Below are 24,678 nucleotides of genomic sequence, written 5' to 3' on the forward strand. Positions count from 1 at the left end.
CTCCATTGGCGGGTCCCGGATTCATAGCATCGGCAAGCCGGAAGGGAACAGGGCAGTGACGCCGACGGACAGGTTTGACCGGCGCGCTCTCTCTGCCGGCCACACGGACCGCCGGTCGGCCTCGAAGTCTTAGAGCACGATGCGTCAGGCACGAGGGAAGACGCCTGGGCGGAGTCTTTTAGTGTTTGGGTCGTCACCCCGAACAACAGACCTCGCAGAACCCCGGACACGCGATACATCGAGGTCCCGCGATATAGTTTCCCTGTCCTTGGGGATCATGTGACCAAGGCGATCGCGGCTTGCCAGCGCGACACCTGGGAGGAAAGCCTGAAAGAACTGCGCAAGCGCTTTCCTTGGGAATACGAACCCCGTCGATCCCGATGAGGCACGGCACCTTTGGTGGCTTGCCGACAGGGCCGGCGCATGGCCGCCGGGCCGCGATAACGCCACGGCGTCCCGGCCGTCTTGTCTGATGCGACCACCCGCTGCCGGCCGGTGCGGCAGGGGTGGTCGCGTTTTAGGGCCGTTACTGGCTGGTAGACGGCTGCGTTGTTGACGGCTGCGTCGTGGACGGTTGGGTCGTCGACGGCTGGGTGGTCGAGGGCTGAGTCGTCGACTGGCCAGGCGTTGCCGGCTTTTGTTCGGTCGTCGAGGGTTGTGTCGTCGTCGTTGCCGGCGCGGTCTCGGTCGCTTGCTTGGCCCCCGGTTTCAGGAACACGACGCCAAGAACGATGAGCACGATCACAACCACGATGCCGATGACTGTGTTTCGATTCATGCAGGCTTCTCCTCAGGTTAAGTGCCTCAGAGCTGTAAATGGAGCGGTCGGTCGAATTATCAACGGCCAAGCTCGCGGGTCGGTTGAAAAACCAGCGATGCGGCTGCACGGCGATCGGGCGCCCGTTTAGCTCACGATCAAAGGCATTGCCGGAAGCGGCGCAGGTTTAACGCTTGCCGCCGGCGGCGCCCTTGGGCGCCGCGCGTCTTATGAGGCGCGCAGAGGTCGCTGTAGCACTTTGATTTTCTGCATGTCTTCGTCCTCAAATCGAGGTCGATTTAAGGAGACATGCAGTAGGGCACGGGGGTGATGAAACCGAGCCGCAGCAATTGCTTCGAGCCGCCGAATTTCACCGAGGATTGGGAAAAGAGCTGCAGCGCCCCGGCGCTGGCGAGCGCTTGCGTCATCTTTGCATAGGCCGCCGAGCCATCGAAATATTGTCCGTCGGCAACGGCGTCCTCGAAGACCTTTTCGTAGTCGGCGAAGAACTTGAAGTGCAGGAGAGCGCCGAGCACCGGGGCGAAGTTGCGCTGATAGGGCAGCGGCTGATGGATGCTGGCGCCGAAGCGACAGTTGCCGTCCCAGAAGATCAGCGGATACTTGATCAGTTCCAGGTCCGCGTCGAATTCGCGGTGGCGTGCGCCGCCCTTGACGGTGATGGCGCGCCGGGTCGTCGCCAGCGAATAGCCGCGGCTGTCGAAATGATCGGCGATTTCCCAGGGCGCGCGGGTTTTGAGCTGACTGACGTCCGCGGCGCCGAGATCGATCGGATACATATCCAGCATCGGCGCCGGCAGCCGCGAAATCTTCAGATCCTCCAGCGCATGGATGACCGACCACAGCGTGCGGCTCTCGCACTCGTCGTAGATCAGGAATTCATCGGAATCGACGTTCACGTACCAGCGGTCGTCGCCATAGAGCTGAAACAGCACCTCCCGCCAGAGGCGGCCGCGCCGGGCTTCCCTGTAGCGCAGCGCAGACGCCCACAGGTCGACATCGGGCTGGCCCAGCAGATATTCGCGCGTGCCGTCGGTCGAGACGTCGTCGACGCAGATGAAGCGGGTAACGCCCAACGACCGGTAATGTGCAAGAAAGCCGGGCATCAGTTTGACGTCGTTATGCGTGAGGAAGACCAGCGGAAGATCATCGGGATAGAGCGAAGTCTGCCCGTGCGGGCTGACGCAGCGCAATTCGACGTCGCGGCTCGCCGACCGTTCGCGCCGCTCCACCTTGGCCGATTCATACCAGGTGATCAGACGATCGAACAGGTTCCGGTCCGCGATCATCTCGGCGTCGGATCGATCCCTGAAAGGATAGGTAATGTCTTTCATTCCGAGTCCGATAAGTATTCTTCATGCATAATATAGCGGGGGCTTAGATCAAAAACGCCGGTGAAGCAAATGCGGAACGCCGTGGTTCCGGGTGTCGCGGCCGGCGGTGCATCAGATGTCGAGAATATGCAAACCCTCTTACGCCGGGCGCAAAATCGTACTAACTGGCGGTGAGTAGATCCTTGGGACAGAGCATGAAACGCCTTCTTCGTTCGATCCGGAAGAAAATCCGCTATCTTACCAATGCACGCACGGTGACGATCGACGGCATCCGGCTGGTGTCCGACGAGACGCGTGTTCCGGCCGTCGTGCGCGACCTGATGTACCGCGAGGTCTACGAGGATACGGAGCGCAACATCCTGCTTCGGCTGCTGAAGCCCGGCTCGAAGGTGCTGGAGGTCGGAACCGGCGTCGGCTTCATCGCGCTGCTTGCGGCAAGGACCTGCGGCGCTTCGAACGTGCTGACCTATGAGGCCAATGCGACGCTGGAGCCGCTGATCCGCGAGAACTTCCGGCTGAACGGCATCGAGCCCACCTTGCGGCTCAAGGCGATGACGGCCGACGGGCGCAAGATCTCCTTCTTCCGCAGCGAGAACATCATTTCCTCCAGCGCCTATGACCGCCAGCTTCCGGGCGCGAAGGTGGAGATCGAAAGCGACATCTTTTCCGAGGTTCTCGGAACCTATCGTCCCGACGTGCTGATCATGGACGTCGAGGGCAGCGAGGACGAATTGCTGCGCGTCGCCGATTTCGGCTCGGTCAGGGATATCCTGGTGGAACTGCACCCGCATATCATCGGCGAGGCGAAGGTCGAGGAATTGAAGGCGATTCTCGCGGCCAAGGGCTTCCGGCAGGGCGAGACCGACCGCAAGACCTTCCATTTCCACCGGAATCGCGCTTGAAACCAGCCGATTTCCCACGCCGCCAACGCGACCCGCGCAACTTTTTGGCGGGTCGTTTGTTACTCCTGCATTCATGTTCACGTCGCTAACCTTGGGGTCCACTCAACGGGTAGCGAGTGGAGGAGAAAGATATGACACACACAATCAGCAAGATTCTGGCCATGGCCGTGATCGCCGCGGGCGCCGTTACCGCGCTGCCTTCGGTATCGCCGGCGCAGTCCCTGGACCTCTATATCGGCCCGCGCGGCGACAACGGCGATTATCGCGACTACCGCCGCTATGACGACGAGGACGAGTACTATAGACCGCGGCGCGGCTGCAGCCCCCGCCAGGCCATCCGCCGCGCCTATGGCTACGGCATGCGCGATCCCGAGATCGCCGGCATGAGCCGCAACCGGATTGTCGTCGAAGGCATCGGACGGCGTGGTGAATACGCCAGGATCGATCTCGCCAACCGCGGCGGTTGCCCGCGCATCCGCTAAAGCGCCTCCTTGTCGCGACCGCGCACCCGCCGCGGTCGAGGCGCTGTCGAAAATTCCGTGCCGCGCAAGCATGCGCGCGATGAATTCGTTCGCGATGCAGCAACTGAAAGTGCTACTGCGACCTTTGCGCGGCTGGTAGGACGCGCGGCGCTGTAGGCGGCGGCGTGATGCCCGTGCCCGGCCCAGTGCCCGGTCCAGTGCCCGGCTAAGGGCGATGCGGGAAGGCCGCCGATCGGTTCACTTGCGCAGGGGCGATGTGCTATAGCGTCCGCCGATGATCACTCCGGCCTCTTCGATATCCACCCCGCTCGGCGAGCGCGCCTGCGGCACCTGCACGCTTTGCTGCCGGCTGCCCGATATCGACGCGTTGGCGAAGCCGGCGAACGACTGGTGCCGGCATTGCATCGACGGTGAGGGGTGCCGGATCTACGAGCAGCGGCCGCAGCTCTGCCGCGATTTCCTCTGTCTCTGGCGTACGGATGCGGCGCTGGGTGACGCCTGGGACCCGGCGCGCTCACGCATGATGATCTATCGGCAGGGGCCGCAGATCACCGTTCTCGTCGATCCGGATTTTCCGGAGATCTGGAAGCAGGCGCCCTATGTCGAGACGCTACGGCGCTGGGCGCGCGAGGGCGACGGCGAGCAATATGTCATCGTCTTTGTCGGAGACGCCGTGTTCAAGGTCGAGTGACCTGCGGTCACAGGCGGCCGAAAAAGAGAGCCCCGCACGAGGGCGGGGCAAGCAGGCACCCAAAATGGCTCGGGGTGCGGGGAAGCGCAGTCCAGAAAGAACGTACTGCGCGGTACGGAAGCTAACGCGCATCCGCCCGCCGGGGGAAGGCCTGATTCGGCGATTCCGGTACGCTTGCCAAAATAAATCGCGAGACGGGGCGCGGCGGGGCAATGGCCGTCGCGCTCGTCTTTCGCCGCGCCCGGTTGAGCAGGGCCGATTGACTTTGTCGCACTGCGCCGCATTTCCGCTCCTGCATGTCGCCTGAAATCGACCCCGATCCAAGGACGAAGACAGGCAGCAAATCAAAGTGCTACGGCGACCTTTGCGCCTCTGACAAGGCGCGCGGCGCCGTAGGAGAAACCGACGGAGACGATGATGTCAAAGACGATGCTCATGGTTCTCTGCCTGGCGCTTCTTGCCGTGACCGCCTGTGGCAACACGGCGCGCGGTTTTCGCCAGGATAGTGTCGAGACCGGCCACGCACTCGACGACGCGACGCACCGGGTGCTGAAGTCGACCTCGAAGTAGGGCGCGATGCGGGACGGGACACTTCCGCCCGTTCTGCATTGACCTTCCGCCTTCGAGCGGAATCGCTTGAAAGCGGAAAGATGCCCTGGAATCAAAGCGCTAGAGCGACCTTGCTGCGTTCCTCAGAACACATCGCGCTCTGCCCCGGCGTTATCGCGGCCGCAGTGCGCCCGGCTGGGCGACCGTTTCGCCGCTCGAAAAGATCACCACGGCAAAGAGCAGCACGCCGATGAAGGCGACGATCGAGGCGGCGGCGACGACGGGTTCGATCTCGGGCCTGCCGGTGACCATCAGATAGAGCGACGGAACGAGCACGCCGACGCCTGAGGTGTAGACGTAATACTGGATCATCGCCAGCCGCCGCTCGGCCTTGGCCGGGTTGAGCGCATAGTAGATGCCGAAGATCGCCATCGTGACCCAGCCGAGCAGGTTCGTATGGGCGTGCGCCGGTGTGGCGGCATGATCCTGGCTGATCGCCATGTGCAGACCGATCGTCAGGCCGATGATCAGGAAAATGATTGCGGTCTTGAAATAAAGATGGGCAAGGCGCGGCATCGAATCTCTCCTCTTGTGCTCCCCGCCCGTTTTATTAGCATTTTTGCAAATTAATGATGATTGCCAAAATTGGGTGTTTTGCCCGGTCGCGATTGCCGCGAGCGGATCTGGAGCGCCGTCTGTCTCATGAGGCGCGTGGCCCTCCGGGAGGCCGCGCGGTTGCGGCGGCCAGTTCGGCGCGCTTGCGCGTGGCCATGTCGTTGAAAGCGGTGAGGTTCAGGCGCTGCAAATAGGCCGATATCGCGGCTTCCACGCCATGCTCGTTGCCGCCTTCGGCTTCCCAGAAGGCTTCCATGGCGGCGAAGAGGGCGGATTTGTCGAGCGCCGCCGTCATCCGAGATCGCACCCGAACTGTTGGCGATGGTTGAGCGTGCCGTGGGCGGCCTGGCTGTAGGGTGGCCGTTGCGCTGCGAAATCCGCGCACCATCGGTCCCAGGCGTCGGAGGTGCGGACAAAGGCCGGCAGCTTGTGTTCCTCCTCGGGGGTAAGGTCGTAGCCGTCGAGCCAGGCGTCGGCGACCGTCTCGGTGACGTCCTCGCCGTGGAGTGCGTCGAGATCGAAGCGGATCAGCCTTACGACATGCTCGCCATCATGCGTCCGAAGCCAGTCGGCAGCGGTCCTGCAGGTGGCGCCGACGGTGTCGGTTTCCTCGCAAAAATAGCCGGCGCCGAGCGTCATGACGGCGAGAATGATCTCGCGTCCCTGAAGGAACGGCGCGGTGCCCGTCATGGCGTCCGCAATCAGCACGTCAGGCATCCTTCACCTCGGTCCGTTCGAGGTGAGCTCAGGCGGCCCTTGCGGGCTGCCGTCGGTCCCTCCGGTTTCGTCTTTGCCGGAATATAGGAAAATTCCTATTTATCGGTCAATAGGAAAGGCGCGACCGGCAGGAATTTTCTTCGCGGCCGCCGCGGCGAATTGTCGATAGGCGATTATTTGTTCTTGTTTTGTTCTGACGATTGCGCCACCTTGGGGCCGCCATTCCAGGTGGCGGAAAGGAGCATGGGATGATCACCTATTTTGTCGTTCAGAGCTTCACGCTGGGGAGCCGCGGGGCGCTCATTGCCGACAATCCGGTGCAGGCAACCGCGGCCGAGCAGGCGGTGCGGCTGGCCGAAAGGCTGGCGGCAACCAAGGTGGGCGTCGTCGCCTTCAGCCGCTCGGGCGATCTTGCGACCGGGGAGTTCGAGGACGCCACGGTGCTCTTCATGTCGGGCGATCTGCCGATGGAGATCGAGGAGGGGATGGCGGCGTGAGGTGCCGCGGCGGCGGGCTCTGTCGTTACGAAGCGAAGCCGTCGTGGCACGGACGGCGCTACGATGTGTTGGTGTGTGGAGTTGGTCTCTTGGACTCTGCCAATATCGCCGTCCAGAGCGCCGTGCGTCCATATGAACGCCAAAGGACACTCTAGCACTTTGATTCTAGAGTATCTTTCCGCTTTCAAGTGATGCCACCTGAAAGCAGGATGCTCTAGCTGGAGGGCTATCCCACCCTCCGTCATCCTCGCCCTTGTGGCGGGGATCCAGCCACGCGAAGTCTTTCGCGTGAAGGAACTCTTTCGCGCCGTAGACACGGCGCTGCTGGATTCCTGTGACAAGCACAGGAATGAGGGTGGTTTTGACAACCGGCCAGGTCCGGTCGCTTGTCGTTTTTCTCCTGTGCGGTAATCGAGGTTCGCATCATTTGCCGGAGAACGGCATAACACCTTGAATAGGCAGGAATATTTCCGCTCTGTCCTGGCGGGTTACCGTGCGCTGTATTTGCCGACGACCCGGTGGCAGAAGGACCATTCGACCCGGCTCTCGGTGAACTCCAGGAAGGGGTTGTACTGCCTGAGCGTCCATTCGCGGTCGTTGAAGGAGACCAGCCGCTTGATGATCGCTTCGGCGTCGTTGGCGGGCGGCACGTGATAGAGCACCACGTCCTTGTCGCGCGCCGGCGGCAGATGCGGGTGGACGAGCGCCATGTCGCCGGGTTCATAGGCCGGGATCATCGAGCTGCCGGTCAAGTAGATGCCGTAGGCGCCCCTGACGCCTTCGAGCACCGAGGGGCGCTTGACATATTCGACCGCATCGAAGGTGACGATGACGTGGCCGTCGCCGCCTTGCGCGGCGGCGAAGATCGGCAGGTCGCGATGGCCGACGAGCTGTTCGCCGGGCACGATCTGCGGCGCGAAGCCGGGCGCGCGCCTCGGGGGCGCCTCGCCGGCGGCCGGTGCGCCCTGGATCAGGTCGACGATCGTGCGGGCGTCGCGCTCGCGCAGTTCCCGCGGCGTCTCGCGCTCCACGAACTGCTGGATATAGGCATGGTTCTTCGCGATCGCGATCGACAGATCCTTGTAGGTCGTCTTCTTCGCTTCGACTGCTTCCCGGATGAGGCGGCGCAATTCGTCCATGGCACTGGCATCCCAGATTCCGTTTCTGACGTCCAATAGGAAATTTCCTCTTGATGAATCTAGGAAATCCTACTACGAATAGGATGTCAACGGAAATGAGCGGTGTCCGGCCGCAAGCGGCTCGCCGGTGGCGGCGAGGAAATAGCTGCATTGGGGCGCAGGGAGCGCGATGGAATGGCCGTGCCAGACGGAGCGGCCAAACGCGAACGCATGGGAAGAAGGCATGGTGCAGGACGGTCTGGAAAGGGTTGCAGGGCAGGGCGGGCTTGCCCGGGAAGGTGAGAGCAGTGGTGCCCTGCCGGTTTCGCTGCGGCCTCGTTGCGGCGCTGCCGTTTCGGCACGCAGTGGGGCAGTCGCGGCCGCATGCCGGCCGGCCCGGCCGAGCGGGGAGTAGCGACCATGCGCATCACCGCGATCGTCGAAGCCTTGGTTCAGTCCGGTGCATCGCCGGAGATGATCCTTGGCGCCGTGCGCGCCGCCGAAGCGGGACAGCAGTCGGAGCTCGAGCGGCGGCGGGCAAACGATCGCGAACGGCAGCAGCGTCATAGGGCGCGTGTGACGTCACGCGATGTCACGGCGACCGGTGCCGCCCCCCTCTCTGATAAAGAAAACTCCCCCGCACCCCCTAAAGAAACTAACTCTCCCGACACGACTTCGGCCGGGGGCGGCGATCAGTTCCGTCCTCACCGGCAGGAAGCCGATGCGCGGGCCCCACGGGGCCAGCGCAGGGCCAGCCGATTGCCCGCGACCTTCGAGCCCGACTGGGACTTCGCCGCCGGGCTCGGTTTCGGGTCGGCCGAGGCGGCGATCGAATTCGACAAGTTTCGCGACTACTGGACCGCCAAAGCCGGCCGCAATGCCACCAAGCTCGACTGGGCGGCGACGTGGCGGAACTGGATGCGCAATGCCGGCCGGCCGGCGCTTCCGCCCCGCGCCGCAGGCCGGCCGGGCGCGCGGGATCCGGCCGGTGATGCCGGACCGCCGCGACGCGGCTCTCGCCAGCAGGCGCCGCCGCATGAGACCGCCTTTGCCCGCCACCAGCGGGAATGCAGGCAAGCCATTGAAAACGAACTCAAAGGAAACCGAGAGAATGACGCATTCGCAGATGATGACCTTGCCGACGGAGGCCCGGCTCTCGACCTTGAGCCGGGAGATTACCGCGCTCACTGAACGGCTGGCGCCGGCAGGCGAGACGGCGGTGCTGCGCAGCCTCGATGCGATGCAGACGGCCGGCATGACCGTGCCGCAGGGGATCGAGCCGAGGAAGATGCTTGCCGTCTACCACTATGCGCTCGCCGGCGTGCCGGGCTGCGGCCTCGCAGTTGCAACGCAGAAGCTGATCCGCGGCGACTATGCCGCCAACGCCAATGTGCTGCTCGGCACGATCCCGAAGCCGCCGGTGCTGGCGGCACTCGCGAGGGCGGAGGCCCTGACCATGCGGGCGGAGCTTGCCCGCAAGCGCGAGACGGTCGCCGCCCTCGATAGCCTGAATGGCGGCCGTTCGGAGGCCAGCCGCGCCCGTGTTCGCGCGCGGCTCGAAGCGTTTCGCCAGACGCATGCAGCAGCCAAGGCCGCCAGCCAGACCGGAAGCGCGCCTGCAACCAGGGAGATCCACCATGCAGCCTGAGGCAGCGGAATTGGCAACGGGAAAGGCGGCCGCCGGCAGGGCCGCGGGCAATGGTGCGGCGACGGCGAGGGCGGTGCCCGGGGCGGACAGTGCCGCCGCCGGTGGTGCCGCTGCCGACGGCAGGGTGCGCCGGCGGCGCGGTGGAGAGGAGCCTGGCGCCAGCGCCCCGGGGAGGTGGAGGACGCCGGCGGACGACACGACCGGAGATGGGGCGGCGGGGCCGGGCGACGCGCATGCCGAGGGTCTGACCGGGACGGTCGCGGCCGGCGGCGAGGCGGCACCCGTCGCGACGCTTGCGGACCTGGCCGGAATCGTCGCGGTTCAGGTGCGGGCGCAGGTGCGGCGGATCGCGGAGCTGGAACTGGCGCTCGCCGACGCCGAAGCGCGGCTTCTCTCGCAGGCGCGGGTGATTTGCGGGGCGGCGGATGCGGCGGGCGGCGATCTCTTCAGCCGACGGCCGGTGCGGGAGATCATCGAGGACGTGCTCGGCGCCTATCCCGGCGTCACCTGGGAGGAGATCATCGGCGTCGGCCGCGAGCGGCGCCTGGTCGAGCCGCGCCATCGCTGCATGGCGGCAGTCTACGAGGAGCGCAAGGATCTGTCGCTGCCGGCGCTCGGCCGCATCTTTCGCCGCGACCATACGTCGGTGCTGCATGCGGTCAACAGGTGCGGCGCCAGCCGATAGCGGCAACCTTTTGATTCTTAACCGATCTTGCATCCGCGCCGGGCCGGGCGAAGCCGGCCGGCGGCCATGATGACCGAATGAAACGAGGAAACGACACGATGACATCCAAGGCAGAACGCATCCGCATCAAGCGCGCCACCCGGGCCGGCCGGCCGCGCAAGGCCGATGTGGCGCGCTATCCCGGCGGGCAGATCAAGCACGGCGAGACCGAGCGGGAGGTGCGCTCGGTGGCGCTCGACGCGCGCAAGCGCCTGCATTTTTCCGGCCGGCGCGACGTCGACGTTGCGAGCCCCTTTGCCGGCTACACGCTCGGCCGCATGTTCCTCGACGGCAAGCTGACGGCGCATGAGCGCGAGGCCGGCGACGAGTATGCCCGGCAGATGGCGCGCTATTACAGTCTCACGGGCATCCCCTTTCCCAGCGTCAGGGCGCAGTCGCTCTTCAGCGTCAAGGGCTTTGCCGGCGAGACCAGCGCCGAGCGCGCCAGGAGCGCCCGCCAGGCGGCGAACCGGATGATGGAGCTCGAAGGCGTGCTTTTGAAACTCAAGGATGGACCGCAGGTGAAGACGACGGTCTTCAACGTCTGCATCATGGACTACGAGATGCTGCGCACCATGCCCGAGCCGCAGCTTGCCTGGCTGAAGCGCGGGCTGACCGAGCTGCACTGGCACCTGGGGCTGTCGCGGGAGAAGGAGGTGGGGTGAGGTACATGCCGGACACGGCGCGGCCGAAAGCGGCAACGGGCAGGCGGGGCGGCGGAATGCCCCGCGCCCGATGTGGCATGGGCTCGGCGAATGAGGGGCGCGGTGTTCCCGGACGTAAAACTCCTATGCCTTGCGGAGGAACCTCCTCAGCGTCGGCAGAAGGTCCGGTGGGGGCTCGGGAATTCGCCTCGATCTCGGGGAAGGGGCCAACGACTTCGATTGGCTTCCGGCCGAAGGCAAGGACTGTGAGCCAGATCGCCCCATCCGTTCAAAGTGGCGCTCAAATTCTTCCACGAACCCTCAAGAAGTCTTCAAACCAACGTTTCCCGGGCTTCGGCCCCACTCGCCTGACGCTCGTGGTCGGCTGGTATCATTTGACAGGCATGACATTCCAATTTTATGCCGGCCATTGTGGCGGACCTACATGAGGTCAAAAATTCAAGGAATTCAGGCACTCACTGTTTCCAGCGGCCGTCCGGAGATTTGAACGAGGTGCGCCACTGAAAACAAGGAGCTGAGATGGAAAACCCCTACTGGCACGATCAGTTTAAGCCGCACCAAACCGATCGAGTGGAGATCCGACTGTTATGTTTCGAAATCGCCAGCATCGTGGAAGCTAGTGCCAGTCGTCAGGGCTCAGGGATCACCTATGAGGAAGGCGAACGACCAGACGTCACGATACTTGACGAATTGCACTTCCGGCTCGCTGAATCGGAATTGTCAAAACGGCTCCTACGGCTGGCTCTCCTTGTTCGGACTTTCGACGATACCATGGAACGATCGGAGGGGGGCGAGGAATATCGAGAACATCGAAAGAAGATTGAGTCTGAGCTTGTTTTTGGCACTGTGTTCGAAGGTCCGGAGCGGATCACAGAGACGGTTCGAGAATGCAGCAACAAGATAATCCACGCGGAGGACGTCCGCCCCGTCTATGACAGCGACGATGACCGGAACGATCCGAATGCTCGTTGGGGCATGGATGGAACAATCGAGCTACAGGGCATGCAAGGACAAAACACTTGGATGGTAGTGCTCTATCTTCACTCGTACCTGGAGGGAGTTCTTCAACTCGTCCGCTTTGGGGAACCGTGAGTTTGCCTCCGCATTGGCGCGACAGCGAAACCATTGAAATGTTGATTGTGGCAGCGCTCGCAAAAGGGCTTTGCTTTGAGCACCCGCCGGCGAGGCCGTCGCATCGCCTGGCCTCCCACCAAAAACCGCCTTCGCCGGCGACGGACCGCGCGGTCAATCCTTGGCCGGAAAGGCGGAGAGCAGGATGATGCCGAATTTCGACGATGCTGTGCGCAGCCGATCAAGCTCCACGGGCGTCGGCGGTTCGGCCGCTTCGCCTGGCGCAAGTTCGCGGCCGGCCTCCTCCAGGAACCGGTCGAAGATCGCCGGCGTGCCGATCAGAATATAGTGCGCCGGCCGTCGGCTGATATTGATCAACTGGTGCGGCACCCCGCGCGCGAGAAAGATGCTCTGGCCGGCGGCCAGCCGGTGCGGGGTGCCGTCGATCACCGCCGTCATTTCGCCCTCGAGCATATAGACGGTTTCATCGTCGCCTTCGTGCACATGGATCGGTGTCCTACAGCGCCGCGCGTCTTATCAGAGACGCGCTAAGGTCGCTGTAGCACTTTGAAGTGCTGCATGTTTTTGTCCTTTAATCGGCTACGATTAAAGGAAACATGCAGTAGTGTCGCCGCCGCTGACATTTTCAAAGAGGCAGAACTGGCCGTTGGTCTGGCTGCCGGCGAGCAGGCGCTTCATGACGACGCCGGCGAGGATGAATTCTTTCGGGTCCATGCTGCTCATCGCAAACATCCTTTCGCACGCTTGCCGGGGCGCTCGGCTGCAGTTTGAAGACCTGCGGCATGGTTCCATGAACAGGAGGCGAGAAGAGGACCGGAGGGCCAAGAATTTGCACGGCAACGGCGATGTCTGCACAGCCCGCCGTCGCGGCCGCACCGATGGGATGCGGAGCGGGCGGGGACGCTCGGCTCGTCGGGTGAGCCAGGTCTCAGGCGCGGCGATGATGGCCATCGCCCTGTTCCTGCTCGTGGAGCAGCTTCCGAAAATCTGACCGCAACGCAGGCCCGACCGCCTTATGGCAAGGTTTGCTGCTTCGTGGTGCCGGATGTTTTTGTCCTGGACAGGACTCGGGGAAGCCCCCCATCAGGAGGCGAGTGCCAGCTTCTGTTCGCGGGCGATGCGAGCGTCGAGTTCCTTGAGGCGTCCGGCGATGCCGCGATCGTTCGGCCGCAGGGCCAGGGTGTGTTCCAGCAGGCCACGGGCGGCTGCGAGCTCGCCGTCGCGGATGTGGCGGTTGGCGCGGTGATAGAGGAAGTTGATCCGCTCCACCAGCGAGAAGCCATGGCCGACGCGGGCATGGAGGCGATCGGCCAAGGCCGGGTGGCGGGCGATGGCCGTGACGGCGATCTGGTAGGGGCGCATGGGCGCGTCGACCCGGGCGCTGCGGGCCAGGGTGCGCAGGCCGGCGCGGTCGTCGGCGCGGCAGGCCTCGATGAGCGACAGCGCGCGGGCCGTGCCGGTGAAGGCCCGGACGGTGCCGTGGCCGGTCATGTGCACGGGCACGAGGTGCGTCTCGGCCTGCAACTCGGCGATCCGCTCCGCATGGCGGCGGTCGACGGCGTGGAACGGATCGTAGAAGAGAAAGGCGCGGCCGGCGGCGTGATCGGGCGCGATGCCCATATTGCCGTGCAGCTCCGGCGCGAAATGGCGGCTGAAGCGGCCATCGAAGGGGACGGCCTGGGGATCGATCGAGACCTGCGGGCAGAAGGCGATGGCCGTGGTGGCATTGAAGCGCCGGCGGTAGCGAAGGGCGGCATAGCCACCCTGGGAATGACCGTAGAGGATACGCTCGGGTGCTGCACGCAGGATCGGTGCCGCGGCCTCGACCGCCCTGACCACGCTTGCGGCCGGAAACCAGTTGGGCCGGCGGCTGATGAAGCCGAGGGCGGCGATGTCTGCCTTCTCGCAAAAGCGCTGGCCCCAGTAGCGGCTGCCGTTTGCCTGGATCTCCATTTCGTTGAAGGTGATCAAAAGATAAGGCGAGGCGCCCGGGCGATGGATGACCTCGAGGTTTTCGTCCGAATAGATGAGCAAAGGGAAGCTCCGAAATAATTTCGAGATTGAAAATAGTATAGTTGTAATTTCAACCCGAATTTATGCCCGCCGATATTGGTGTCGACTATACTTCAATTTCTGCGCGGAATTCCAGATGTTGGATGTTTCTTTGTGCGCTTATTCGAACAGACAAAGGATGTTCTGGTGGTACAAATCCGACGCTTGGTACCCGGTGAAAGGCCCGAGGCGAGCGGTCGCTAGGGTCTGGACTCAATCAGCTTAACGGTGCGCACGGCATCCGATCCGGTGCGGGCGCCGTAAGGGTGCAATTCCGGGCTATCGACGAGAGCGAATCTCCTTGGCGGCACTGCCGAATATTTCGTCCAGGAGTTCGATCATGGGCCGTGTGCCCTTCTCCTGGGTGAAGATGTCTGCTGCTACTCGTAGAGCGCCGACCGAGATCATCGCGACGGTGCGCAATGCTGTTGATCGTTCGGGCTCCGGCCACCGCTCTTTGAGCGCTGCGTAGATTTCACCTTCCTGCTCTACGTAGAATGCCTGCTTGCGCGCCTGCACGCTCGGGCTGGTCCGCATCAGTTGGTCCAGCTCAATCATATCGTTGGCTGGAATAGCGTCACAAACTCTTACGACCGCATCCCATACTGCGCCTATTGGCGTCGAGCCTGCAGGAGCGTTTCGCACCGCATCTGTCAGCAGCTCACCAATCCCACTTAGGACGGACAGCAGAATCTCGTCCTTTGACGTGAAGTAGTAGAAGAAGGTTCTGCGCGAGATTCCGGCTGCAGCAGCGATTTCGTCGAGTGTTGTCTGATCGATGCCGCGCTTGAGGAAAAGAGCAATGGCCTGCTCCGTGATGCGCTTCTTCGTCTCGCGCTTTTTCCGCTCCCGCAGGCCACCGCCCTCTGTACGCCCGGAGTTGTCCAACTCGGCCCTCTAGCAAAATTACACTCGATGCGATATTTATCTTACACCAAGTGCGGAAATTAGGAAAGGACGCAAGATGGCAAAGTGGAACGCCGGTGACATCCCCGATCAGCATGGACGAACCGCGATCGTGACCGGAACCGGTGGGTTAGGATTGGAGACGTCCCTCGCGCTCGCCCGAGCAGGATGCGACGTGACCATCGCGGGCCGCGACCCTCAAAAGGGCGCCGACGCGGTGTCCCACATCGAACGCGCGGTCCCGGGTGCGACTGTCCATTTCCGGAAGCTCGATCTGGCAGATCTGTCCTCGGTTGGCGCATTCGCAAAGCAGATGGAGAACGAGAAGCAGAGCCTGGACCTTCTGGTGAACAACGCCGGCGTCATGCTCCCGCCGCAACGGCAAGAGACCAGAGACGGCTTCGAACTGCAGTTCGGTACGAACTACCTCGGTCACTTCGCCTTGACGGCTCGTCTGAAGTCGCTCCTCTCGAAAGGCAAGGACGCCCGCGTCGTCGCGCTTTCAAGTCTCGCTGCAAACGGCGGACAGATCGATTTTGACGACATCAATCTCGAGAAGAACTATCGCCCAATGGCTGGTTACAGCCAATCGAAGCTCGCATGCTTGATGTTCGCCGTCGAGCTTGATAGCCGCAGCCGCGCTGCCGGATGGGGCTTTTCGGGCATGGCGGCCCATCCCGGCGTCTCGCGGACCGAACTCGTGCACAACACGCTTGGTCGGCGAAGCCTTGCGGGTTTGGCGCGGTCACTTTTGTGGTTCCTGCTCCAGCCCGCATCACAAGGCGCGCTCCCCTCGCTATACGCGGCCACGTCGGTCCAGGCGGAGGGAGGTGGCTATTACGGTCCCGACCGGTTTCGTGAAACTCGTGGGCATCCGCATCCTGCACGTATTCCCCCGCAGGGACTAGATCCGGTGGTCAGACGAAGATTATGGGAAATTTCTGAGAGAATGACCGATGTGACGCTGAGATGAAGTTCAGTCCGAGCGGTGGCCGGATTCGAACACCAGCAGCATTACCGCGTGAAGCTAGCGACGAGTGTGCATTCGGTGAATGCAGCGTCCGTCAAGAACTCGCCACCTTACAGCGCTGGGACTCTGGGGCTGAGATTCGATCACAGCCAGAATGCCAGCGCGGTCACGAGCGCTACGCCTGACAGGAAGTTGGCAGCGAGTTTGTCGTAGCGGGTAGCGACGCGGCGGAAATCCTTGATCCGGCAGAAAGCGTTCTCGATGAGATAGCGGCCCCGGTAGCGCTGCTGATCGTAGCGGATAGTGCGCTTCCGGTTGAGTCTGCCAGGAATGACCGGGCTGGTACCGTTCTCGCGCAGGGCCTTGCGAAGGCTGTTGGCATCGTAGCCCTTGTCTCCGAGCAGGTACCGCATGGGACCGGCTCGTTCGAGCAACGCCGGCGCAGCCTTGACGTCGCTGACATTGCCTGCGGTGAGCATCAAAGCATACGGCCGGCCCAGCACATCGGTCAGGGCATGGACCTTGGTTGTCCAGCCGCCGCGAGAACGACCGATCGCTTGGCGGCGGCGCCCCCTTTTCCGCCAAACGCGGAGCGCTGGGCCTTGATGTAAGTGCTGTCGATCGCCGTGCTTTTCGTGACTGCGCCCGCCTCAGCCAGGGCATCAAGCAACTTCGTCCAGAAGCCCCGCCGCGACCAGCGATTGAACCGGTTGTAGATCGTCGTGGAAGGCCCGTAATCCGCCGGGCAGTCGCACCATCGGCAGCCGGACTTGAGCACATGGATGATGCCCGAAATCACCCGACGGTCGTCAACTCGCCGGGCGCCCGGCTGGTTCTTCGGCAGGTGGGGCTCAATCGCCAGCCAGGCTTCGTTCGATAACCAGAATAACGAGCGCGACATCAAAGAGGCCTCCATCCAGCTTGGAGGCCCCTTAGAATCGAACTATCCAAGCACGTTCAAGAGGCTGATTGGGTTTTGACCCTAATCGACCTGATACTGAACAGTGATATGCTGGAACGGCGCGGTCCAAAGGCGACTGCCCCGACTTGAGCCGCGGAGAGCATCAGGGATGCAAGAAATGGTCGGACCAAACGGCGTTCTTACGAGTGTGTTCGGATTTAGTGTCTTTGTACCGGCGTCTCTCTTCATTGTCCTGATCGGGTATATTGTATTGAAAGACCTGCCTATTATGGACAAGCAGGGGCGGTATCTCAGTTATTTCTTCACCCACAGAAAACGAGAGGCAAAGGTTCTGGCCGCAACATGGGTGATTGCTTTCTGCTTCTTCGTTACAACATGGTTTCTATCAACGCTTTAGCAGCCTCGGAGCACATGCTCGGGTCGAGAACGGCATCTCGTTTCCGGCACCAAGTGGCGGGTTTTCACCGGTGCCGAGGTTCGGCCGCGCAGGGCGGCTTCCCTGTTCGTCGGCCATAGCGCGTCGCGATCCTTTAGATTCGCTCGTTGCGCTTTAAGCCTTTGATGTTTCGCATGTCGTTACCGCAAAACCGCTGCGCACTTTTGCGCGACATGTTTTAGATCTTCACCAGCATCGCCGTCGTGTACATGAAGGTGACGCCGACGGCCATGCCGGCCATGACCGGCATGGTCAGCAGTCCCGTCACGCGTCCTTCATGGCTCCGGGCCATCGATGCGGCCACCTCGACGATCACCTGCAGGATTGCGCCGGCCCCGATCGCGCGTGCGAGCGCCGACCAATGCGGGGCGTAGGAGAGGCTGCCCAGCCACATGCCGAGGACGGCGGGTCCGCCCGCCAGCAAGGCCAGGGCGCCGAACCGCCAGAGGGGCGGTCTTGCCTTCAGGATCGGCGCGGCGATGGCAATGCCTTCGGTGATGTTGTGGAGGGGGAAGCCCATCACGAGGAAGGTTCCGAGGCCGGCTGCGCCGGCGGCGAAAGCGGCGCCGATGGCGAGGCCTTCGCCGAGATTGTGCAGCCCGATGCCGAGGGCGATGTAGGTGGCGAGCGCGAGCCCGCTCGGCCGTCCCTCCCGCCGCGAGATGGCCATCACGCAGGCGCCCTATGGCGCCGCGCGTCCTGCTGGACGCACGAAGGTCGCTGCAGCACTTTGACTTGTTTTGGGGCTGCCGGTTACGGGATCGGTTTCGGTTTCGTTGCTCAGACTCGGTCGAGGAACGCCAGCACCCGTTGCGTCAGCAGCTTGGTGGCCTCCGCGTCGTAGGAGGGCAGCGAGCTGTCGGCGAAATAGTGCTGGTCGCCGGGATAGAGGAACAGCGCGGCGTCCTCGGCCTTTTCGACGAGTTCGCGGGCGGCGTCGATGTCGCCTTCGCCGACGAAGATCGGGTCGTTGTCCATGCCGTGGATCTGGACGGGCACGCGTTGCGGCCAGGGGCCGAAGGACCACTGGCCGCTGATCGGAATGCAGGAATAGAAGAGCAGGGCGCCACGGGCGCCGGGCCGGGTCTGCGCGAGTTTCTGCGCCGGCAGCACGCCGAAGGAGAAGCCGGCATAGACGAGACCTTGGGGAAGCGTATCGGCGAGGCGCACGCCGCGCTCGCGCATCTCGTCGAAGCCGACCTCACCGACATAGGCGACGCCTTCCTCGATGCTCTCGAAGGTGCGCCCCTCGAAAAGATCGGGCAGGTGCACCGTGTGCCCGGCGGCGCGGAGTTCGTCGGCGAAAGCGTGCATGCCCGCGGTCAAACCCTGGGCGTGGTGGAAGAGCAGGACCTCGGCCATCGACAGCTTCTCCTATTCAAAATTGATCTGGCGTTCCAATTTCATGTCGCCGCCTTTGGGGGGCAGGCGGCGTTGCGAGTGCTTGAGAAAATTTTCCTGTCGCAGCGATAGCACATTTCCCTGACGTCTTGTTGCCATCTTCGACCGCTTCCTTGCGAATCCGCATTGGCCACGTTTCTGAAGGAAAGATGTCATGACAGGGAAGCTGCGTATTGCCGTGTTGTTTGGCGGCCGCTCGGCGGAGCATGAGGTTTCGCTGATGTCGGCGCGCAACGTCGTCGCCGCGCTCGACCGCAGCCGCTACGAGATCGTGCCGATCGGTATTGCCAAGGACGGGCGCTGGCTGCTCGTCGCGCTTGAAAACGGCGAGCTGCCGCCGGCCATTCCGGCGGCGGGAACGCAAGTTGCGCTGATCCCGGGCGGCAAGGGGCGGGCGGTGACCATTGCCGCCGACGGAACACAAGGGCTGCTGCCGGCCGTCGACCTGATCTTTCCGGTGCTGCACGGGCCGTTCGGCGAGGACGGGACGGTGCAGGGCTACGCCGAGACGGCCGATGTCGCCTATGTCGGCTGCGGCGTTGCGGCCTCGGCGGTGGCGATGGATAAGGCGCTCGCCAAGCGCCTGCTTGCGGCCGAGGGACTGTCGGTCGCTCGCGCCATCGCCCTTCACCAGGGGGATGGCTATTCCGGTGAAACCATCCTGGAAACGCTGGGATTGCCGGTCTTCGTCAAGCCGGCACGGCAGGGTTCGTCCGTCGGCGTCAGCCGTGTCGACAGCCTCGAAGGGCTTCAGGCCGCGCTGGACGAGGCGTTTCGCCACGACGACAAGGTGCTGATCGAAGAGTTCGTGCAGGCCCGGGAGATCGAATGCTCGGTGCTGGAAGACGCCAAGAGCGGGCTCACCGTGTCGCGGCCGGGCGAGATCATCCCGGCCGAAAGCCACGGTTTCTACAGCTACGACGCCAAATATGTCGATGCGGGCGGCGCGATCGTGCAGGCGCCGGCGGACCTGGCCGAGGAGGTGAGCGCGCAGGCACAGGAGATGGCGGAGAGGGCCTTTCGGGCGCTGGCCTGCGCCGGCATGGCGCGGGTGGACTTCTTCCTGCGGCCGGACGGAAGCCTTGTCATCAACGAGATCAACACCATTCCCGGCTTCACCAATATCAGCATGTACGCCAAGGCGCTTGCGGCCGACGGCATCTCCTACGGCGCGGCCGTGGAAACGCTGATCGCGCATGCGCTGACGCTGCGCGGGACGCAAGCGCAGCGTCCGTGAGGCGCCTGCAACTGCGCCTGCTGGTTGAGTTTGCACATTAGAATTTCCGCATTCATTGCAGGTTCACGTCATTCCGTGAAACTGGCGCCTGTTTCCAAACGGACAGGTGATGAAATGAAGAAGATTGCCATCGTCGTAATGGCGGCGGTTACGGCTCTTTCGGGCATCACGCCGGCGAACGCCGTGCCGGCTGTTGCCATCGAGCGGGTGCAGAAGAGCGATGTCGAACTGGTTCGTGACAGACATGGTAACGGCCACGGCTGGGGCCATGGCGGATATCATCCGCGCTGGCACGGTCGGTACGGACGCCCGGGCTACCGGCCGGGATGGCATGGCGGCTACCGTTATGGCTACTACAACGGCTACCGCGGCTATCGCTACGAGCGCTACGGCTATCGACGCCACTATGACGGCTGGTGGTATCCGCTGGCGGCCTTCGGCGCAGGAGTCGTGATCGGCGGCGCCATTGCCGCTCCGCCGCGCCGGTACGAGCCGGGGGTGAGCCAGCGTCATGTCGACTGGTGTTATGCGCGCTACCGCTCCTACCGCGCCTACGACAACAGCTATCAGCCCTATGGCGGCCCGCGCCAGCAGTGCTACTCGCCCTATTGATCGAGGCGAAGTATTCAGAAAAGGGCCCGCCGGTCGTCGCGACCGGCGGGCTTTTTTGTTGGGGCTTGCAAGCAGGCTAAATCACCCTTTGCACCTTACGCTTGATGCTCCGCATGCCGTGATCGCAAGTCCGTTGCCCTTGCGCGAGAGGCCTTAAAACGCGCCGCGATCTTTCAGACTCGCTCCGTGCTTTAAGCCTTTGGTATTTCGCATGTCGTGACCGCAAAACCGCTGCGCACTTTTGCGCGACAAGCTCTTTAGCGGCTGCTTTTCGGAAGTTCCTCGTCGAAGCGGGTCTTTTCGCGCGCCGGGTCGTCGTCGATGATCTTCTCCTCGCGGTCTTCGGGCAAGGCGTCATCCGGCTTCATATTGGCCTCGTCGCGGCTCGGAACGGGCGGCACCCGGCCCTGATCGGCCGGCGGCAGGTCGTCGCCCTCCGGCATCTGCTCGGCCGGTACGGGCGGAATCTTGCCGATGGGGGCGCTGCCCGGCTCGGCTGGCCCGGGCCCGTCTTCCGGTGTCTGCCTGAGATCCCGCGATTTCGGGTGCGGCTTGCTCATCCTCGCATCTCCTCGGCTGATCCTTGGTCAAGGAGTAAGGCGAGGGGGCGGGAAAGGTTCCGATTTCAGGGGAGTGGTGAGCCCTGTTTGCCTGCGGGCATCAGGACCTGGTGCAGCGCAGGGACTGCGCGTGCCACGGCTGCCCGGCGGGGACGGGTCTGAAGCACGTCGCGATCTTCCGGATTCGCGCCTTGCCCTTCACGTCTTTGATTTCGCATGTCGTTGTCGCAAAGGCGTCTGCGGACTTTTGCGCGACAGGCGTTAGAATTTCAACCGCGCGTCGTCGTGCTCGGGAGGTCGGTGCGCGTCCTTGCGGCGCATTCCGTAGGCAAGCGCGAGCCCCAGGATGGCGGAACCGACGACGATGGCGGCGAGTGCGAAGAAATTCTCCATGGTATTTTCCTCCCGAGGAGAAGCTTAACACAGAATGCGCGCAAACAAATGGCGCGGCACCGAGATTGCGCGTCATGGTTACTCAACGCGTTTCGGCGCCGGAGGTTCAATCAACCGGCGCCGGGGCGGGGCGAACCGCGCCGGAAGGCTCGGTGCCGGGCGGTTCGCTCCGTCATGCGCGGGCTGGGCATAGACAACTTGCGATCGGTGCCGCCTGTGCGAGGGCGAGGCCCGTGTCCAAGTTGCGCATATCGCGCAAAACCGCTGCGCACTTTTGCGCGACATGCTTAATAGCCGGAGCTTCCGCCGCCCTGGCTCATGCCCTGGGCGCCGCCTTGCATGCCCTGGCTTCCCTGGCTTGGGGCAGGGGCGGTGTTGCGACTGGCCTGGTCGGTGGTGCAGCCGGCGAGCGCGGCAAGCGCCGCGAAAATCACAACAATCAGGTATCGTGGGGTCATGGAACCCTCCCGTCGTCGTGGGAGCGACCTTTGGCCGTCTCACCATCGAACCGGACACGGCACGCTCGGCCCTGGCAGGAGATCCGGGAGACCGCTGGGCATCGGGCGACGTCGTGCGCCGATTGCCACTATATCACCAATCGATGACGCGGGGAGGCGGATGGGGCGAGCGCTGCCGCCGAAATGAAGCCGGCCAAGAAAACGAACATAACAAGAACAAATTTTGTCCGGAGGGCTTGCCAAGCGTCAGGATACGGGCTAAGGATATTACAGGCTGGCCGTTTCGTCATTGAAGCGGCCTTTTTGATTCCAGGGCCGAGCGGCGCTCGGGACATGGCGCAACGGTGCGGTCATCACCGATCGTTACTTTGCAGGTCTACGTGGAAAACAGGCCGGCGCTCGTCACGCTTCCTGTTTGGCGATCTTGCCGGAAACGGCGCGGGCAGGTTCGGGGCGCGGACGCGGCTGCCCGATGCCGCGAAGCCAGCGCGAGGCCTCTTTCGGGTCGCGTTCGACGCCGAGCCCCCGTTGATAGATGGTGACGAGACGGGCTTGCGCGGCGGGATGGCCCTGGCGGGCCGCCTGCCGGTTCCAGTGAAGCGAGGCGGCGTAGTGTTCCTCGCTGCCGTCGTTGAAGTAGATTTCGCCGAGTTTTGCCTGGGCGTCGACATTGCCCGAGGTGGCCAGTTCAAGCAACCTGGGCGAGATATTCGCTGCGGAGGGCCGTGGGGCGAAAATGGTCTTCAACTTACTGAACGCGTTGCGGATCATCTGACACCTGTTGCATCCATCGCATGGTTCCCGCGGCGGGACTTCCGGACTGACAAACTATTAAAAAATTGAACTACTTTGGCTCTTTCCCGGCTGCCGCCTGCGCAGCATCGGCACCCGTCATGCATTTCCGCCGGCAAGGCCCGAGGCAGGGCGATCCGGCGCGACGTATTGATGACGTAATACAACCTGAAGTCAAGTTTGCTGGCGTGACATCGGGCGTGACACCGGCAATTTTCTGTGAGCTGCCGTCACGCCTGGCGCGCCCTTTCGCGGCGCGTGAGGCTGGCGCTTGACGATTGTCGAATGGCCGGGCTGCTGCAGGCGCCAAGGCAGGGGCGCTGGCCGACAGTCAGGCCCGTGCCATCTCGGTCAACGCCGTGCCGGCAGCGGGTGCCTTGGCCGAACGGAGCAAATCCCATGACGAGCAAACCTGCCAAGGACCCGAAGACGGGGCGCTTTCTGCCGCGTGCCGATCGCGCGGGCGCGGTCCCCCGGCCACGCGCCCGCAAGGCGGTGCGCACCAGGCTCGGCGAACTTTTCCTCGAAGATATGCTTTCGGCCTGGGAATCCCGAGGAGCGGCGGCGATCCATGCGCTGATCGAGAAGAACCCGCATGATTTCCTCAAAGCCGTGGCGGCGCTGATGCCCAAGGACGTCACCATCAATCCAAACCAGATCGGCGAGATGACGGATGAGCAACTTCTCGAGCGGATCCGCAAGCTCGACCAGACCATCAGGCCTTTCCTTGCTGCTCAGGGAGCGGATGGAGCTGGCGATGGAGATCGGGCGGCGGCAGAACACGAATAGGCTGCGTTATTACCGGCCCTATGCGAAGCAGACCGAGTTTCATGCCGCCGGCGGCCGCTTTCGCGAGCGGCTGTTCATGGCCGGCAACCAGCTCGGCAAGACGCTGGCCGGTGCCGCGGAAGCGGCGATGCATCTGACTGGCGACTATCCCGAATGGTGGGCGGGCCGACGGTTCGACCGTCCGATCACGATGATCGGCGGTTCGGAATCGCACGAGCTGACGCGCGATGGCGTGCAGCGGCTGCTCGTCGGCCCGCCGATGAGCGAGGAGGACTGGGGCACCGGCTATCTGCCGAAAGCAGCGCTTTCCGGCTGGACCCGGCGTTCCAGCGCCTCCGGCGCGCTCGACAGCGTGACGGTGCGCCACGCCAGCGGCGGCACTTCGACGCTGCTTCTGAAAGCCTATGAGCAGGGCCGGGCGAAATGGCAGGCGAACACGGTGGACTATGTCTGGTTCGACGAGGAGCCGCCGGAAGACGTCTATTTCGAGGGCATCACCCGCACCAATGCGACGGGTGGCTCGGTCGCCGTGACCTTCACGCCGCTGAAGGGCATGAGCGCGGTCGTCGGCCGCTATCTGCTGGAGCCTTCCGACGACCGGACCGTGGTGACGATGACGATCGACGATGCCGAGCACTATACGTCCGAGGAGCGCGCCAAGATCGTTGCCAGCTATCCGGCACACGAGAAGGAAGCGCGCACCAAGGGGGTGCCGACGCTCGGCTCGGGCCGGATCTTCCCGGTGACGGAGGAGCAGATCCGCGTCGAGCCCTTCGAGATACCTCGGCATTGGGTGCAGATCGGCGGGCTCGATTTCGGCTGGGACCACCCCTTTGCCGCGGTGCTTTGTGCCTGGGACCGGGACGCGGATATCTTCTACGTAACCCGCTGTTACCGCGAGCGCGAGGCGACGCCGATCATCCACGCGGCAAGCTTGAAACCCTGGGGCGCCTGGCTGCCCTGGGCCTGGCCGCATGACGGGCTGCAGCACGACAAGGGCTCGGGCGAGCAGCTTGCGGCGCAATATCGCGGGCAGGGCCTCGCCATGCTGCCGGAGCGCGCGACCTTCGACGACGGCAGCAACGGTGTCGAGGCGGGTGTCTCCGACATGCTGCAGCGCATGCAGACCGGGCGCTTCAAGGTGTTTTCGACCTGCGGCGAATGGTTCGAGGAATTCAGGCTCTACCACCGCAAGGACGGCCGGATCGTCAAGGAACGCGACGACGTGATTTCGGCGAGCCGCTATGCGCTGATGATGAAACGCTTTGCCCGGGTGAAGGCGAATGACGTCGCCTGGGCTTTTACCGACCGGAAGGTTTTGTGATCGGCCCTTCCAGGGCT

General features: G+C 63.5%; 32 protein-coding genes and 2 pseudogenes. 17 read left to right on the plus strand and 17 right to left on the minus strand.

Annotation, left to right across the window (positions count from 1 at the left end; genetic code table 11):
- Positions 1-159: 159 nt before the first annotated feature.
- Positions 160-384: pseudogene (locus ACQ5BM_RS02205) on the plus strand (Imm8 family immunity protein); the annotation flags it as partial.
- A gap of 142 nt (positions 385-526) precedes the next feature.
- On the opposite strand, the gene ACQ5BM_RS02210 reads toward ACQ5BM_RS02205, so the two are convergent.
- Both ACQ5BM_RS02210 and ACQ5BM_RS02215 read right to left on the minus strand, forming a co-directional pair.
- Positions 527-778 carry a hypothetical protein gene (locus ACQ5BM_RS02210; protein WP_429807159.1) on the minus strand — a complete coding sequence of 84 codons (252 nt, stop codon included), beginning with the start codon at positions 776-778 and terminating at the stop codon, positions 527-529.
- A 278-nt stretch (positions 779-1,056) separates the two neighbouring features.
- Positions 1,057-2,034 (minus strand): glycosyltransferase family 2 protein, encoded by a 978-nt coding sequence (locus ACQ5BM_RS02215; RefSeq protein ID WP_429807665.1) that lies wholly within the window; start codon positions 2,032-2,034, stop codon positions 1,057-1,059.
- A 269-nt stretch (positions 2,035-2,303) separates the two neighbouring features.
- On the opposite strand from ACQ5BM_RS02215, the gene ACQ5BM_RS02220 reads away from it, so the two are divergent.
- From ACQ5BM_RS02220 to ACQ5BM_RS02235, 4 genes are all read left to right on the plus strand, one after another.
- On the plus strand, positions 2,304-3,011 hold the full coding sequence (locus ACQ5BM_RS02220) for an FkbM family methyltransferase (RefSeq protein WP_429807161.1): 708 nt from the start codon (positions 2,304-2,306) through the stop codon (positions 3,009-3,011).
- A 131-nt stretch (positions 3,012-3,142) separates the two neighbouring features.
- Complete coding sequence (locus tag ACQ5BM_RS02225) at positions 3,143-3,493, plus strand: hypothetical protein (RefSeq protein WP_429807164.1); 351 nt, start codon at positions 3,143-3,145, stop codon at positions 3,491-3,493.
- A 274-nt stretch (positions 3,494-3,767) separates the two neighbouring features.
- The gene (locus tag ACQ5BM_RS02230) at positions 3,768-4,184 is read left to right on the plus strand and encodes a hypothetical protein (RefSeq protein ID WP_429807167.1); all 417 of its coding nucleotides are present in this window, start codon (positions 3,768-3,770) and stop codon (positions 4,182-4,184) included.
- A gap of 417 nt (positions 4,185-4,601) precedes the next feature.
- The gene (locus ACQ5BM_RS02235; protein ID WP_429807170.1) at positions 4,602-4,754 is read left to right on the plus strand and encodes an entericidin; all 153 of its coding nucleotides are present in this window, start codon (positions 4,602-4,604) and stop codon (positions 4,752-4,754) included.
- Between the two features lie 150 nt (positions 4,755-4,904).
- Here ACQ5BM_RS02235 and ACQ5BM_RS02240 read toward each other — a convergent pair whose 3' ends face one another.
- The 3 genes from ACQ5BM_RS02240 to ACQ5BM_RS02250 all read right to left on the minus strand — a co-directional run bounded on the left by ACQ5BM_RS02240 (position 4,905) and on the right by ACQ5BM_RS02250 (position 6,056).
- Entirely contained in the window at positions 4,905-5,309 is a 405-nt protein-coding gene (locus ACQ5BM_RS02240) for a hypothetical protein (protein WP_429807173.1), read from the minus strand.
- 124 nt (positions 5,310-5,433) lie between these two features.
- Positions 5,434-5,643, minus strand: coding sequence for a hypothetical protein (locus tag ACQ5BM_RS02245; protein WP_429807175.1), 210 nt, complete (start codon positions 5,641-5,643; stop codon positions 5,434-5,436).
- The gene (locus ACQ5BM_RS02250) at positions 5,640-6,056 is read right to left on the minus strand and encodes a hypothetical protein (RefSeq protein WP_429807177.1); all 417 of its coding nucleotides are present in this window, start codon (positions 6,054-6,056) and stop codon (positions 5,640-5,642) included. The genes ACQ5BM_RS02245 and ACQ5BM_RS02250 overlap by 4 nt, the downstream gene beginning before the upstream one ends.
- A gap of 257 nt (positions 6,057-6,313) precedes the next feature.
- Here ACQ5BM_RS02250 and ACQ5BM_RS02255 point away from each other — a divergent pair, with 257 nt between their 5' ends.
- Positions 6,314-6,562, plus strand: a complete 249-nt coding sequence (locus ACQ5BM_RS02255; RefSeq protein WP_429807179.1) for a hypothetical protein — start codon at positions 6,314-6,316, stop codon at positions 6,560-6,562.
- A gap of 488 nt (positions 6,563-7,050) precedes the next feature.
- Here the strand turns inward: ACQ5BM_RS02255 and ACQ5BM_RS02260 are convergent, their stop codons facing one another.
- Positions 7,051-7,737 carry a S24 family peptidase gene (locus tag ACQ5BM_RS02260; RefSeq protein ID WP_429807182.1) on the minus strand — a complete coding sequence of 229 codons (687 nt, stop codon included), beginning with the start codon at positions 7,735-7,737 and terminating at the stop codon, positions 7,051-7,053.
- Positions 7,738-8,100: 363 nt separating this feature from the next.
- Between ACQ5BM_RS02260 and ACQ5BM_RS02265 the strand changes: the two genes are divergently transcribed.
- From ACQ5BM_RS02265 to ACQ5BM_RS02285, 5 genes are all read left to right on the plus strand, one after another.
- Positions 8,101-8,871, plus strand: coding sequence for a hypothetical protein (locus ACQ5BM_RS02265; RefSeq protein WP_429807184.1), 771 nt, complete (start codon positions 8,101-8,103; stop codon positions 8,869-8,871).
- Entirely contained in the window at positions 8,792-9,328 is a 537-nt protein-coding gene (locus ACQ5BM_RS02270; protein WP_429807187.1) for a hypothetical protein, read from the plus strand. The genes ACQ5BM_RS02265 and ACQ5BM_RS02270 overlap by 80 nt, the downstream gene beginning before the upstream one ends.
- Positions 9,318-10,013 carry a helix-turn-helix domain-containing protein gene (locus ACQ5BM_RS02275; RefSeq protein WP_429807190.1) on the plus strand — a complete coding sequence of 232 codons (696 nt, stop codon included), beginning with the start codon at positions 9,318-9,320 and terminating at the stop codon, positions 10,011-10,013. Before ACQ5BM_RS02270 ends, ACQ5BM_RS02275 begins: the two co-directional genes overlap by 11 nt.
- Before the next feature lie 98 nt (positions 10,014-10,111).
- Complete coding sequence (locus tag ACQ5BM_RS02280) at positions 10,112-10,717, plus strand: hypothetical protein (RefSeq protein ID WP_429807193.1); 606 nt, start codon at positions 10,112-10,114, stop codon at positions 10,715-10,717.
- Between the two features lie 519 nt (positions 10,718-11,236).
- Positions 11,237-11,809, plus strand: a complete 573-nt coding sequence (locus tag ACQ5BM_RS02285) for a hypothetical protein (protein ID WP_429807196.1) — start codon at positions 11,237-11,239, stop codon at positions 11,807-11,809.
- A 153-nt stretch (positions 11,810-11,962) separates the two neighbouring features.
- Here the strand turns inward: ACQ5BM_RS02285 and ACQ5BM_RS02290 are convergent, their stop codons facing one another.
- The 4 genes from ACQ5BM_RS02290 to ACQ5BM_RS02305 form a co-directional block, all read right to left on the minus strand.
- Complete coding sequence (locus ACQ5BM_RS02290) at positions 11,963-12,292, minus strand: cupin domain-containing protein (RefSeq protein WP_429807199.1); 330 nt, start codon at positions 12,290-12,292, stop codon at positions 11,963-11,965.
- Positions 12,293-12,394: 102 nt separating this feature from the next.
- Positions 12,395-12,532, minus strand: a complete 138-nt coding sequence (locus ACQ5BM_RS02295; RefSeq protein WP_429807201.1) for a hypothetical protein — start codon at positions 12,530-12,532, stop codon at positions 12,395-12,397.
- A 360-nt stretch (positions 12,533-12,892) separates the two neighbouring features.
- Entirely contained in the window at positions 12,893-13,843 is a 951-nt protein-coding gene (locus tag ACQ5BM_RS02300) for a hypothetical protein (protein ID WP_429807204.1), read from the minus strand.
- 297 nt (positions 13,844-14,140) lie between these two features.
- Complete coding sequence (locus ACQ5BM_RS02305; RefSeq protein WP_429807207.1) at positions 14,141-14,749, minus strand: TetR/AcrR family transcriptional regulator; 609 nt, start codon at positions 14,747-14,749, stop codon at positions 14,141-14,143.
- Between the two features lie 76 nt (positions 14,750-14,825).
- Between ACQ5BM_RS02305 and ACQ5BM_RS02310 the strand changes: the two genes are divergently transcribed.
- Positions 14,826-15,740, plus strand: coding sequence for an SDR family oxidoreductase (locus tag ACQ5BM_RS02310; RefSeq protein ID WP_429807209.1), 915 nt, complete (start codon positions 14,826-14,828; stop codon positions 15,738-15,740).
- 140 nt (positions 15,741-15,880) lie between these two features.
- Here the strand turns inward: ACQ5BM_RS02310 and ACQ5BM_RS02315 are convergent.
- A protein-coding gene (locus ACQ5BM_RS02315) for an IS5 family transposase (RefSeq protein WP_429807211.1) occupies positions 15,881-16,638 on the minus strand; the annotation gives its coding sequence in 2 pieces (ribosomal slippage) (positions 15,881-16,305 and positions 16,305-16,638; 759 coding nt in all).
- Positions 16,639-16,807: 169 nt separating this feature from the next.
- Here ACQ5BM_RS02315 and ACQ5BM_RS02320 point away from each other — a divergent pair.
- On the plus strand, positions 16,808-17,056 hold the full coding sequence (locus ACQ5BM_RS02320; RefSeq protein WP_429807213.1) for a hypothetical protein: 249 nt from the start codon (positions 16,808-16,810) through the stop codon (positions 17,054-17,056).
- Between the two features lie 217 nt (positions 17,057-17,273).
- Here the strand turns inward: ACQ5BM_RS02320 and ACQ5BM_RS02325 are convergent.
- A pseudogene (locus ACQ5BM_RS02325) lies at positions 17,274-17,768 on the minus strand (ZIP family metal transporter); the annotation flags it as partial.
- A gap of 107 nt (positions 17,769-17,875) precedes the next feature.
- Positions 17,876-18,457: a dienelactone hydrolase family protein gene (locus tag ACQ5BM_RS02330; protein WP_429807216.1), complete on the minus strand. Its 582-nt coding sequence runs from the start codon at positions 18,455-18,457 to the stop codon at positions 17,876-17,878.
- A 193-nt stretch (positions 18,458-18,650) separates the two neighbouring features.
- On the opposite strand from ACQ5BM_RS02330, the gene ACQ5BM_RS02335 reads away from it, so the two are divergent.
- Positions 18,651-19,733: a D-alanine--D-alanine ligase family protein gene (locus ACQ5BM_RS02335; protein ID WP_429807219.1), complete on the plus strand. Its 1,083-nt coding sequence runs from the start codon at positions 18,651-18,653 to the stop codon at positions 19,731-19,733.
- A 114-nt stretch (positions 19,734-19,847) separates the two neighbouring features.
- Entirely contained in the window at positions 19,848-20,345 is a 498-nt protein-coding gene (locus tag ACQ5BM_RS02340) for a BA14K family protein (RefSeq protein ID WP_429807222.1), read from the plus strand.
- 257 nt (positions 20,346-20,602) lie between these two features.
- Here the strand turns inward: ACQ5BM_RS02340 and ACQ5BM_RS02345 are convergent, their stop codons facing one another.
- From ACQ5BM_RS02345 to ACQ5BM_RS02360, 4 genes are all read right to left on the minus strand, one after another.
- A complete protein-coding gene (locus ACQ5BM_RS02345; RefSeq protein ID WP_429807225.1) occupies positions 20,603-20,905 on the minus strand; it encodes a hypothetical protein in 303 nt (100 codons plus the stop codon).
- Between the two features lie 261 nt (positions 20,906-21,166).
- Positions 21,167-21,298 (minus strand): hypothetical protein, encoded by a 132-nt coding sequence (locus tag ACQ5BM_RS02350; RefSeq protein ID WP_280137725.1) that lies wholly within the window; start codon positions 21,296-21,298, stop codon positions 21,167-21,169.
- Positions 21,299-21,585: 287 nt separating this feature from the next.
- Positions 21,586-21,756: a hypothetical protein gene (locus ACQ5BM_RS02355; protein WP_429807228.1), complete on the minus strand. Its 171-nt coding sequence runs from the start codon at positions 21,754-21,756 to the stop codon at positions 21,586-21,588.
- A gap of 402 nt (positions 21,757-22,158) precedes the next feature.
- A complete protein-coding gene (locus tag ACQ5BM_RS02360) occupies positions 22,159-22,527 on the minus strand; it encodes a tetratricopeptide repeat protein (protein ID WP_429807231.1) in 369 nt (122 codons plus the stop codon).
- A 420-nt stretch (positions 22,528-22,947) separates the two neighbouring features.
- Here ACQ5BM_RS02360 and ACQ5BM_RS02365 point away from each other — a divergent pair, with 420 nt between their 5' ends.
- Together ACQ5BM_RS02365 and ACQ5BM_RS02370 are read left to right on the plus strand one after the other, a co-directional pair.
- On the plus strand, positions 22,948-23,337 hold the full coding sequence (locus ACQ5BM_RS02365) for a hypothetical protein (RefSeq protein WP_429807234.1): 390 nt from the start codon (positions 22,948-22,950) through the stop codon (positions 23,335-23,337).
- Complete coding sequence (locus ACQ5BM_RS02370; RefSeq protein ID WP_429807236.1) at positions 23,222-24,661, plus strand: terminase large subunit domain-containing protein; 1,440 nt, start codon at positions 23,222-23,224, stop codon at positions 24,659-24,661. Before ACQ5BM_RS02365 ends, ACQ5BM_RS02370 begins: the two co-directional genes overlap by 116 nt.
- The last annotated feature ends 17 nt before the right edge of the window (positions 24,662-24,678 follow it).

The sequence above is a fragment of the Ensifer sp. B1-9 genome (genome assembly GCF_050474445.1).
In the GTDB taxonomy this organism is placed as follows: domain Bacteria; phylum Pseudomonadota; class Alphaproteobacteria; order Rhizobiales; family Rhizobiaceae; genus Ensifer.